The sequence below is a fragment of the Micromonospora sp. BL1 genome, from assembly GCF_003667485.1.
Taxonomy (GTDB): domain Bacteria; phylum Actinomycetota; class Actinomycetes; order Mycobacteriales; family Micromonosporaceae; genus Micromonospora; species Micromonospora tulbaghiae.
In genome coordinates this window covers 46770-57717 of sequence record NZ_RCVK01000351.1, presented here as the reverse complement: position 1 = coordinate 57717, position 10948 = coordinate 46770, and the positions used below count along the sequence as shown (strand labels likewise).

8 protein-coding genes are annotated in these 10948 nt (G+C 75.5%); 2 read left to right on the top strand and 6 right to left on the bottom strand.

Annotation, left to right across the window (positions count from 1 at the left end; translation table 11 throughout):
* Nucleotides 1-63: 63 nt before the first annotated feature.
* Nucleotides 64-843, bottom strand: coding sequence for a hypothetical protein (locus EAD96_RS26545; RefSeq protein ID WP_120568869.1), 780 nt, complete (start codon nt 841-843; stop codon nt 64-66).
* Nucleotides 840-3356 carry an FtsK/SpoIIIE domain-containing protein gene (locus EAD96_RS26540; RefSeq protein ID WP_121686181.1) on the bottom strand — a complete coding sequence of 839 codons (2517 nt, stop codon included), beginning with the start codon at nt 3354-3356 and terminating at the stop codon, nt 840-842. The genes EAD96_RS26545 and EAD96_RS26540 overlap by 4 nt, the downstream gene beginning before the upstream one ends.
* A 183-nt stretch (nt 3357-3539) precedes the next feature.
* On the opposite strand from EAD96_RS26540, the gene EAD96_RS26535 reads away from it, so the two are divergent.
* Entirely contained in the window at nt 3540-4949 is a 1410-nt protein-coding gene (locus EAD96_RS26535; protein WP_121686180.1) for an alkaline phosphatase PhoX, read from the top strand.
* A 56-nt stretch (nt 4950-5005) separates the two neighbouring features.
* Here EAD96_RS26535 and EAD96_RS26530 read toward each other — a convergent pair whose 3' ends face one another.
* The 3 genes from EAD96_RS26530 to EAD96_RS26520 all read right to left on the bottom strand — a co-directional run bounded on the left by EAD96_RS26530 (nt 5006) and on the right by EAD96_RS26520 (nt 6404).
* A complete protein-coding gene (locus EAD96_RS26530) occupies nt 5006-5407 on the bottom strand; it encodes a hypothetical protein (RefSeq protein ID WP_121686179.1) in 402 nt (133 codons plus the stop codon).
* Nucleotides 5404-5715, bottom strand: a complete 312-nt coding sequence (locus EAD96_RS26525; RefSeq protein ID WP_121686184.1) for a hypothetical protein — start codon at nt 5713-5715, stop codon at nt 5404-5406. Before EAD96_RS26525 ends, EAD96_RS26530 begins: the two co-directional genes overlap by 4 nt.
* An 83-nt stretch (nt 5716-5798) precedes the next feature.
* Nucleotides 5799-6404 carry a TetR/AcrR family transcriptional regulator gene (locus EAD96_RS26520; protein WP_121686178.1) on the bottom strand — a complete coding sequence of 202 codons (606 nt, stop codon included), beginning with the start codon at nt 6402-6404 and terminating at the stop codon, nt 5799-5801.
* 172 nt (nt 6405-6576) lie between these two features.
* Here EAD96_RS26520 and EAD96_RS26515 point away from each other — a divergent pair, with 172 nt between their 5' ends.
* The gene (locus tag EAD96_RS26515; RefSeq protein ID WP_121686177.1) at nt 6577-8037 is read left to right on the top strand and encodes an MFS transporter; all 1461 of its coding nucleotides are present in this window, start codon (nt 6577-6579) and stop codon (nt 8035-8037) included.
* A gap of 172 nt (nt 8038-8209) precedes the next feature.
* On the opposite strand, the gene EAD96_RS26510 is transcribed toward EAD96_RS26515, so the two are convergent.
* Nucleotides 8210-10888 carry a hypothetical protein gene (locus EAD96_RS26510; RefSeq protein ID WP_121686183.1) on the bottom strand — a complete coding sequence of 893 codons (2679 nt, stop codon included), beginning with the start codon at nt 10886-10888 and terminating at the stop codon, nt 8210-8212.
* Between the last annotated feature and the right edge of the window lie 60 nt (nt 10889-10948).

Sequence of the window (10948 nt, the reverse complement as noted above, 5' to 3'; positions counted from 1 at the left end):
ATTGCCGCGCTCCAGGGGCCGAAACTCCATGATCGACGGAGCAGTGGAGGCAGGGGGGCCCGGTCAGCGGAGGAGGCGGAACAGGAGGAGGTAGAGGCAGAAGAAGGACGGGGAGACCAGCGCGCAGATCACGAAGCCGAGCGGCACGTACCGCCCGGCCGGCGGCGCCTCGCCCTCCACCACCGGGCGGCCCCAGCGGGCGAGCACGACCTGACCGGCCACGAAGGACATCAACGGCACGCCCGCGCAGGACAGCGCCGCCACCAGATCCAGCCCGGTCACCGGCAGCGACGAACCCACTATCGCGATCAGCATCAGCAGCGAACCGGCCAGCGCACAGCCCGCGTACACCGCCACCGCCCGCGCCGGCGCGGACCAGGTGGGCAGCAACACCGGCGTGCGGGCCAGCGCGTCGGCCTGCTGCCCGTACCCGTCGGCCTCCTCGGCCAGCCGGCCCGCCGCCGCCAGCTCCGCCGCCGGGTCGCCGGCCCGCGGCGCCGGAACACCCCCCGAGGGGTACGCCCCGACGTCCGGCCGCCCCGGCGCGTCGGCTGCGCCGCCGGGCACCCCGTCCCCCGGTCCGGGCGCGGGACCGGGCGCGCCCCCACCGGCCACCATCGCCGGTGCCGGCGCCTCCGCCGGGACCGACGTCATCGGCACGCCGATCGCCTGCCCGAGCCGGTCGAGGTGCTGGCCCTGGGCGGTGAGCCGCTGCCCGAGCGTGTCGACGGCGGACTGAAGGCCGCGGCGGCGCTCCGCCTCGGCGGCGATCTCCCGCTCCCCACCCCGCTGCCGGGTGGACAGCTCCCGCAGCAGCGCCGCGTACTCGTCGAACCCACTCATGTGCTGTCCCCCCCGGCCGCGAACGGCACGATCAGCGCGGTGCGGTGCTCGTGCCGGTCGACGAGCAGGGCACGGCCGTCGCGCGGGACGTACGCGAGGTCGTGCACGCCGAGGTGCAGGCCCAGGTCGGCGGCGGGCACGTTGAGCGCGACCAGGCCGGTCACGTCGTCGCGGTGCCCGCTGCCGCCGAGGTCGTCGGCGAGCCGGCGCAGCCCGCGCCACCAGCCGAGCACGTGCACCCCGCGCGCGGGGCCCTGGCGCAGCACGGCGCGCAGGTCGTCGTACCCGGAGCGGAACGTCGCCGGGTCGGAGGCGGCCAGCGTCGTGGCGGCGGCGTCCATCCCGAACACCACCAGGTAGGTGCGCCCGGATTCCGGGGCGTCGCCGGTCGCGGCCTCGGCGAGCTGGGCGCGCAGCGCGGCGGCGTCCAGGCGCCGGACCTGGTGCCCGGCGGCGGCGAGCGTCATGGCCAGGTCGTCGGCGGCGTCGGTGGTGCCGGGCGCCAGCGGCGCGAACAGGAACCGGGCGGCGCCGGGTGCGTGCTGGCGGGCCAGCGACAGGGTGGCCGACCGGAGCACGTCCGCGCCGGCCGCCGAGGTGCCGACCACTGCCAGGTGCCGGCCGGGGCTGGCGTCGAGCGCGAAGCCGGCCGGGCTGCCGGGGACGTCGACCACGCGGCCGACGAGCGCGTACGGCGGGCCGGCGCCCGGCGTCAGCGCCGTCCAGGCGGGGTCGTCGGTGAGCCGGGGCGTCTCGTGTCCCCGGAAGACGGCCGGCGGGCGCGCCCCGGCGGAGCGGGCCGCGTGCAGCTCGTGGCGCAGCGCGGCGAGGTCGGCCGAGGCGGCGTGCGCGTCGGGGAACCGCACCTCCACGTCCGCGCCGGGCGCGCCCGCGCCGGTGTTCACCACTGCCGTGCCGACTGTGAGCCCGCGCGCGGCGTCGTTGCGCGGGTCCAGCACGGCGTCGCCGCCGGGTAGCGCGATCCGCAGCGGGAACTGCCCGAAGATGGCCTCGGCCCGGCCGTAGAGCGCCTCGATCCCGGTGGTGCTCTGGCTCGCCAGCACCAGGTGCAGGCCGTACGAGCGGCCCTTGCGGGCCAGTTCCTCGATCAGGTCGACGGCCTGCCGGGCCAGCGCGTCGTTGCCGGCGAACAGCACGTGGAACTCGTCGACGACCGTGACGATCCGGGGTGGCCGGGCGTTCGGCGGCAGATCCGCGAGGCGGCTGACCCCGTGCCGCTTGAGCAGGTCGGCGCGGCGGCCCAGTTCGGCGCGCAGCTCGCGCAGCACCGCCACGCCGTACTCGCGGTCGGACTCGATGCCCACCGCGTCGGCGTGCGGCAGCCAGGACGGGTCACGGTCGGTGGGCACGAACTCGGTGAAGCTGACGCCCTCCTTGAAGTCGAGCAGCATCAACCGCAGCTCGGCCGGGGAGTAACGGGCGGCCAGCCCGTAGAGCACGTCGAGCAGCAGGACGGTCTTGCCGGCGCCGGTCCGCCCGCCGACCAGCCAGTGCGGGGTGGCGTCGTCGAACGCGACGCTCAGCGGCCGGCGGCCGGCCCGGCCGAGCACGGTACGCAGCCCGGAGGCGGCGGACCCGGCCCAGCGCTGCGCGGGCAGCAGATCGGCGAACGTGACGCCGTCCTGGCCGGCGGCCTCGGCGTACCGGCGGGCCAGCGCGGTCACAGTGGCGTGCGACGGGTCGCCGTCGAGCACCACGGGCGCGGCCAGCCCGCTGCCGTCGGTGCTGAACGGGCGCCCGGGCGGGTCGCCGACGAGGGTGTACCGCTCGGTGACGCGCAGCTGGGTGGTGGCACCCAGCGGCGGCGCGGCGGCCGGCCCGGCCGGTGGGTGGCCGGCCAGCAGCACGCAGACCGCAGCGGCCGGGCCGGCGTGGGTGAGCGCGGCCAGGCGGGCCAGCTCCCGGGGCGGCGGCGCGGACGCGGCGACCACCACCAGCAGCTCGCGGTCCTCCGGCGCGGACCGCTGGGCGGTACGGGCGTGCCGCTCGGCCAGGTCGAGCAGGGCCGTCGTCTCCGCCTCGGTGGTCGCCGTCGCGGCGAGCACCCCGGCGTCGTGCAGCGGACGCAGCGGCAGGAACGCCGCGCCGAAGGCGGCCTGGTCGATGCCCGCCACCCGGATCGCGCCGGCCGGTGCGGCGGTCAGCAGCCGCACCACCACCGCCCGCAGCAGCTCGCCGACGCGCGGGTCGCGGGCGTCCGCGTCGACCGCCAGGTGCGCGCCCGCGCCCACCGGCACGAGCACCGGGAACGCGCCGTCGACTGTGGTCGCGGCGCCGAGGCGTACCGGAACGGGGTGGGTCGCGACGCGGGCCGTGCCGGGCACCGCGGCGGCCAGCTCACCGCCGAGGCGGGCCAGCCGCGCGACCAGCTCGGGGCTGCCCACCGGCGCCGGGCCGGCGGCGCCCAGCAGACGCCGGGCCGTCTCCCAGTGCCGCACCGCCCGTCGATGCCGATCGACCGCCTGCCGGTACGCCGCCGCGAGTCTGCCCACCGTCCGCCCTCCGACGTTTGCGATCGAGGGGAACCCTAACGGACGCGCGCCGCACCGGCACGGGGCGCTCCGCACCGGGGATTCGTCCACTGTTCACCCGGCGTCGGACGGGCGCGCCGCCCGCCGTTCCCCCGGCCCGGCTTGCCTTCGGTCAGCAAATCGTGCGCACAGGAAGGCGACGACGTGACCTCACCTCTTTCCCGGCGGTCCCTGCTGCGCGGCGGCGCGGCCGGCGGACTCGGCATCGTGGTGGCCGGCAGCCTGGAGGCCATCGCCGGACCCGCCGCGGCCCGGCCCGCGTGCCGCCCGGCAGCCGGCTACGGCGACCTGGTGCCGGACCCGGCCGGCCTGCTGGCGCTGCCGCCCGGCTTCTCGTACACAGTCGTCGCGCAGGCCGGTGCGACGCTGCTGGAGTCCGGGCAGCCCACCCCGAGCGACGCGGACGGCACCGGCTGCTTCCGCGGCCCGCACGGCTCCGTGCTGGTGAACAACCACGAGATCGGCGGCGACGAGCCGTACCCGGTGCCGGCGCTGCCCGGCCTCACCTACGACCCGGGCGCCCGCGGCGGCACCACCACCATCGAGGTGGACCGGCACGGGCGGCGGCTGCGCGAGTACGTCAGCGTGGCCGGCACGCACAACAACTGCGCCGGTGGCATCACCCCGTGGGGCACGTGGCTGACCTGCGAGGAGACCGAGCAGCGGGCCGGTGGGCGGTATCTGAAGGACCACGGGTACGTCTTCGAGGTCGACCCGCACGACCGGTCCGCCAACACCGACCCGGTGCCGCTGACGTTCCTCGGGCGGTACTCCCACGAGGCCGTCGCCGTCGACCCGTACAGCCACTCGATCTACCTGACCGAGGACGCGAGCGGGCCCAACGGCCTGTACTTCCGGTGGACGCCGCCGACCGGCTTCCGGGGCGGCAAGGGCGCGCTGCGGGCGCTGGCCCAGCGCCCCGACGGCGGCACCGCCGGCAGCCTCGCCGCGATGCGCTGCCTGCACGGTGACGGCCACGTGGCCGACCTGTCCGAGGCCACCACCCCCGGCACCCGCTACCGGGTGGAGTGGGTCGAGGTGCCCGACCGCGACGCCCGAACCGTGTCGGTACGCAAGCAGTTCACCGATGCGGAGGTCACCCGCAGCCGCAAGCTGGAGGGCGCCTGGTGGGGCGACGGGGGCGCGTACTTCGTGGCCAGCTACGCCCGCCACGACGACGGCAGCGCCAACGAGCACGACGGGCAGGTGTGGTTCTACGACCCGCGCCGGCAGACGGTCACGCTGAAGACCATCTTCGGGGTGAACACCGACCCGGAGGCCGACCACGGCAACTACGACGGGCCGGACAACATCACCGTCTCGCCGTACGGCGGGGTGATCCTGGCCGAGGACGGCGAGGGCGTGTCGCACCTGGTCGGCGTCACCGAGCAGGGCAAGGCGTACCCGCTGGCCCGCAACGAACTCAACGACAGCGAGTTCACCGGGCCGACGTTCAGCGCGGACGGGAGGACGCTGTTCGCCAACATCCAGTCGCCGGGGTACGTGTTCGCGATCACCGGTCCGTGGGGGCGGCCGAGTAACGCGCATCGCTGACGGGACAGCGAGCGGCCGGCGGTTCTCGCGTGGGAGCCGCCGGCCGGCACATCCGGTCAGCCGGGAAAGGCGATGACGGGAAGGTCTCCCCCGTCGCCGTAGGCCTTGCCCTCGCTGGTCAGCACACTTGCGTCGTGGTCGAGAACGGCCATCACCGCTGCCGCGAGGTCGACCCGGCCGGTGATCCTGCGCCAGTAGGCCAATTCCTGCCAGTCCTCGCCCCAGGTCGGCAGGACCGCGCAGGCGGGACGCTCCAACAGCCGGTGCAGCACCGCGCGGTCACCCGGTTCGTCGATCACTGCCAAGGCCTCGGCCACGACGACCGCCGGCACGCCGAAGCGCACCCCGTCGTGCGCGACCTCGTGCAGCGGCTCGGCCACGTGCATCGAACCGGCCACGTAGCCGACCAACGCCGACCGGTCCAGCACCAGGCGAACCGGCGGCTCCTCAGTGGTCATGCCGCCGGCGCCTGGGGGTCGGTCTCGCCGGCCATCTCCCGTGCCGCCCGGCGCGAACGCTCTCGCAGAGCCTGGCGGCGACCGGGCGACCACTCCTGCTCCACCTGCGCGCGCTGCACCCGGGCTCGTGCACGACCCTGGGCGGAAACGGTCATCCCGCGTCGGGCGAACTCGGCATCGAGGTCCTCGGCGCGCATTCGTGCCCGCACGGCGTCGACGACGTAGGCGCTGGCGTTCGGCTCGCGCTCCAAACGCTCCGCGACATCCGCAGGCAGCGAGAACGACTTCTTGCTCACCGGTCCGGTCACACTCAGGATGCTATCGGATCGCACCGGCCGAGGGCTGCGCCACGCGGGATCGTCTCGACGGAAGCCGGTATCCTCCGCCTCGGCTAGGCCCGCGTCGATTCCGCTCCGGCGCTCGCACGCAGGCCGTCCAGCGCGATGGCCAGGACACGTTCGCGCTGGGCCGGGTCCGGGAACTGGTACGCGGCGAGGCCGCTGATCAGCCGGATCACGTCGTCGAAGCCGGCGTCCGGCCGGGCTTCCCCGGCGGCCTGGGCGCGGCGCAGCAGCGGCTCGCCGGTCGCGTAGATCTCGGTGCGGCAGCTGCGGAACACCTCGGAGTCGTGCACCAGCTCCTCGGCCAGCGCCCGTTTGGTGGCCACGTAGGCGACGAACCGGTGCAGCCAGCCGACCAGGGCGTCCCAGGGCGGCTCGTCGGCCAGGTCGTCGGCGGAGGCGCTGAGCGCCCGCACCTCCTCGACGTAGACCGCCTCGAACAGGTCCCGCCGCTGCGGGAAGTTGCGGTAGAGCGTGCCGATGCCCACGCCCGCCCGGCGGGCGATCTCCTCCAGCGACGCGCCCGCGCCGTGCTCGCCGAAGACCTCGCGGGCGGCGGCGATCAGCGCGTCGTAGTTGCGGCGGGCGTCGGCCCGTTTCGGGCGGCGCGCGAAGACCTCACCGGACACGTCGGCGTCGGCCATGACGCGCGTCACCCCTTCCGCCTTGCAACCGGAGGCACCCCTCCGCTAAGTTAATGGAGGCAAGCCTCCGGTTACTGACCGGAGCCACCCCTCCGGATAGCGTACTCCGGACGTCCGGCCGCCACCGCCGCAGGACCGCGCGAGCGGCCACCACTCTCGTACCGAGAACGGGGAGTCGTCCCACATGATCCACTCATCCCGGCGCGGCTCGCGCCGGATCACCTTCCTCGTGCTGGCCGCCGGCACCGGATTCTTCGCGATGCTCCAGTCGCTGATCACGCCGGTGCTGCCCACCATCCAGCACGACCTGCACACCTCGCCCAACACGGTGACCTGGGTGCTCACCGCGTACCTGCTCTCCGCGTCCGTCTTCACGCCGATCGTCGGCCGCATCGGCGACATGGTCGGCAAGGAGAAGACACTCGTCTTCTCGCTCGCCGCGCTGGCGCTGGGCTGCCTGCTGGCGGCCGTGGCACCCAGCATCGGCGTGCTGATCGCCGCCCGTGTGGTGCAGGGCATCGGCGGCGCCGTCTTCCCGCTGTCGTTCGGCATCATCCGCGACGAGTTCCCGGCCGCCCGGGTCAGCTCGGCGGTGGCCTCGATCTCCGCGGTCGTGGCCGTCGGCGGCGGGCTGGGTGTGGTGCTGGCCGGGCCGATCGTGGCCACCCTGGGCTACCGGTGGCTGTTCTGGATCCCGCTGGTGGTGGTCGGGCTGACCGCGCTCGCCGCACACCGGTTCGTGCCGCGCTCACCGGTACGCACCCCGGGCCGGATCAACTGGCTCAGCGCCGTACTCCTGTCCGGCTGGCTGGTGGCGCTGCTGCTGCCGGTCAGCAAGGGCGCCGCGTGGGGCTGGGGCTCCGGCCGCGTGGTCGGGCTGCTGGCGCTGGCGGCGGTGCTCGCGGTCGCCTGGCTGGCGACCGAGGCCCGTGCCGCCAACCCGCTGATCGACCTGCGGATGATGCGCCTGCCGGCGGTCTGGACCACGAACCTCGTCGGGTTGCTCTACGGCGCCTCGATGTTCGCCGTCTACGCGTTCCTGCCGCAGTTCGCGCAGATCCCGACCAGCGCCGGCTACGGCTTCGGCGCCAGCGTCACCCAGGCCGGACTGCTGATGCTGCCGATGCTCGTCGGCATGTTCGTGGCCGGCCTGCTGGCCGGGCGGCTGGAGTCCCGGTTCAGCGCCAAGGCGCAGCTGAGCACCGGCGCGGTGTTCAACGTGGCGGCCGCCGCCATGCTGACCGTCGCGCACGACACCCGCTGGCAGGTCGGGATCGCCGGCGGCCTGGTGGGCCTCGGCATCGGGCTGGCGTTCGCCTCGATGGCCAACCTGATCGTGGCGAACGTGCCGGCCGGGCAGACCGGCGCGGCGACCGGCATGAACGCCAACATCCGTACCATCGGCGGCGCGATCGGCGCGGCGCTCGCCAGTGCCGTGATCACCGCGAACCCGCAGCCGAGCGGGCTGCCCCGGGAGGCCGGCTTCACGGCGGGATTCCTGCTGCTCACCGGCATCTCGGTGGCCGCGGCGCTGGCCGCGCTCGCCGTACCCTCGGGCCGCCGCCGGTGGCCCCGGCGGCGCATCGGCCCGGCGGTGCCGGACCTGACGCCGGCGCCGGCCGCGGAGCTGGCCCCGGCCCGCTGACCCCGGGGGTACGAGCAGACCAGCCCCGCCCGGCGCGTGCCGGGCGGGGCTCCACGGTGCCGGCCGCCTTCGCGGCTACGGTCCGAGCGGCGCGAGAAATGATCCTTGCCTGCCAGGCTGCCTGGCACGGCGACCTCGAACTCCAACCATGATCACGAATGGCGGCTGCGCACTAGCGTGGGGCGACGCGGCAGCCGGGGTCGGGGCCGGTGTCGGCCACGCCGCAGTGGAACACCTCGACCGGGGCGGCGTCCACGTCGGGCACCTTCGCCACGGTGAGCAGCGCCAGCCGCTTCGCCACCGGCTCGCCGGAGTCCGGGGCGTACCGGATGAGGCCGCTGACCCCCGGGTAACCGCCGGCGGCGTTCTGCCGCAGCACCTCGGCGTGCACCCCGACCGGGTTGACCGAGCGGGGCTCCCAGCGGCGGCCGGTGTCGGCGTGGCGCAGGCGGGCGGCGAGGCTCTCCAGCGCGCGTACCGTCATCATGGTGGCGTCGTATGCCAGGCTGACCCGCTCGCCGACCGGCGGGCCGGTCCCGGCGCGGCATCGGGGCGGGTCGAGCAGGCCGTCCGCGCCGATCCAGGTGAGGAAGCTGCCCCGGGCGTCGTCGCGCCCGGCCTGCGCGGCCCGCAGCGACGCACAGGTGGCCAGGGCGGCCTTGGACACGTACGTGACCGGCAGGTTGCCCGGCGCGCTGGCGCGCAGCCCCGGGTTGGCCATGTAGCGGTTCACCGAGTCGTCGGCGACCAGGTGCCGGGGCGGGTTCCCGCCGCACTCCTTGAGCGCGCGCATGAACCCGTCGAACTCCGACCAGCGGCCGGCGAAGAAGAGCATCCCCGGGTAGCCGCACTCCTGGGTGAGCCGCCGCCCGCTGCGCCACTCGTCGAGCCGGGTGATCCGGTCGCCGAAGCGTTCCCGCAGGCCGTCGACGAGGGTGGCGACGTACAGGTCGTCGGCGAGCGAGCTGCCCTCGCCGGTGGTCCAGTAGACGTGCGCCTCCCCCACCCGCAGCACCTGCCGGGCGTACGCCTCGACCATCCGGGCCTGGTCCCGGTTCGGCGCGGACATGGCCAGGTAGAGGCTGGAGTTGGCGTCCATCCGGTCGGCCGACAGCGTCGGGGCGAGCACCGGCAGGCCGACCCGGTTGAGTTCGCGCAGCGCCGCCGCCGTACTGGTGCGGCTGTCCACCAGCCCGACCACGCCGAGCACTGTGGGGTCGTCGCGGGCCAGCCCCTCCAGCATCCGTACCGCGTCGTCGGCGTGCCGCATCTGCCGCCCGGCGTTCGCCACCACGATGTGCAGCAGCGCCGCGTCGTCCGCCGCCGCCGACTCCTGGAGCAGGGCGTACTGGGCGGTGGCCATGCCCTCCAGCTCCTCCCGCTCGGAGACGTAGGACTCCTCGTCCGCGCGGGTCCGGTTGCCGGTGAGGCTGCCCAGGTAGACCAGCGTCAGGTAGGGACGGCGGTGCTCGCTGCGCCGCCACACCTCCTCGGCGGCCCGGTTCTGGGCGAAGATGCGCCGCTGCACGGCGCGCAGCCGGTCCTGCCCGGGTTCGCTGTTGAAGACCTGCCCGGCGGTGTCGCTGTAGCCGACGCACTCCCCGCCGACGAGCCGGACAGTGACCCGGTCGGTGGGCCAGGGGCGGCAGTCCGGCGCCCACCGCCCGTGCGCCCACACACCCAGCCCGGCGACGAGCGCCAGGGCCACCGCTGCGGGCAGGAACCGCCGTGCCCACCAGGGCGGGTCGGGCGCGACCAGGGCGGGCGGGACGCCTCCCACCGGGGCGTCGACGTCCCGATCGTCCGCCTCCAGCAGCATCAGCCAGGCGCCGGGGCGGCGCAGCCGGCGGTTCTCCGGCAGCGCCTCGGCCCACTCCTCGTACGCCTCCTCGGCCTGGTCCAGCGGCCGGGCCGCGGCCGGTTCCGGCGGCGGGTCGGCGGCGACCGCGACGACGAGCAGCGGGTCGTTGCGGCCGGTCTCGTTGCGCACCTCGTCGACGAGCCGGACCAGCGTGTGCCCGACGTTGTCCGGCCGCGCGCCGTCGAGCACCAGCACCGGATAGGCGGTGCGGCGCCAGTCCCCGGGCCGCCAGAACCGCCGCCGGTACGCCAGGCGCAGGTCCTCCAGGAACGCGTGCAGCAGCAGCTTCTCCACCTGGGCCGGGTGTTCGCCGTCGCGCCAGCCGGCGGTGAGCCGCTCGGCGAAGCCGAGGAACGTCACCGACTGCCGGGGCGCCAGGTACTGCTGGCGCATGAACCAGCGGTACTGCCGTCCGACGAGCGGCACCCGGCCGGAGACGGCGATCCGGAACACGACGCCGGGCACGGCCCGCCACAGCAGCCAGAGCAGCAGGTGCAGCGCGGCGCCGAGGCCGGAGTCGCCGCCGACCTGGGGGTCGTCACCGGTCCGCCGTCCCCGCCAGTCCCGCAGCCGGCGGACCAGCGCGGCCCGGCCGCTGTCGGCGGCGTCCAGGTCCACGGCGAGCGTCTGGTGCATCAGCCAGTCGGCCAGCGGGTAGTGCCGGAACCGCAGCCGGGGCGCGCCGAACGCCTCCACGGAGAGTTGCCGGTGCAGTTCGCGCAGCACGGCCGCGACGTCGTCGCCGGCCGGCCGGCCGGTCAGGTCCAGCACGACGTGCGGTACCCGCCGCCCGGCCCGGCGCGCCGCGAAACGCCGTAGCAGGGCCGCGATCGCGCCGTCCCCGGTGGGCCGGACCAGCCAGAGCAGCGGGAGCCGGCGGTCACCGCGGCGTGGACGCCGCAGCAGCCGGGCCAGCAGGGTGAGCAGTTCCGGGCCACCCGCCGGGAGTTGCTCGCGGACCGGCCGCGGCCGGGTCGCCGGTTCACGCATGGTCACCTCCGGGCCACATGCGGTGTCGCACCATTGTCGACGTTCGATGCAACCCGGCAC

What these genes read in the sequence shown, in the direction of transcription:
- EAD96_RS26515 (WP_121686177.1), top strand. Translation starts at nt 6,577, where the DNA reads ATGATCCACTCATCCCGGCGCGGCTCGCGCCGGATCACCTTCCTCGTG.
- EAD96_RS26545 (WP_120568869.1), bottom strand. Translation starts at nt 843, where the DNA reads ATGAGTGGGTTCGACGAGTACGCGGCGCTGCTGCGGGAGCTGTCCACC.
- EAD96_RS26510 (WP_121686183.1), bottom strand. Translation starts at nt 10,888, where the DNA reads ATGCGTGAACCGGCGACCCGGCCGCGGCCGGTCCGCGAGCAACTCCCG.
- EAD96_RS26530 (WP_121686179.1), bottom strand. Translation starts at nt 5,407, where the DNA reads ATGACCACTGAGGAGCCGCCGGTTCGCCTGGTGCTGGACCGGTCGGCG.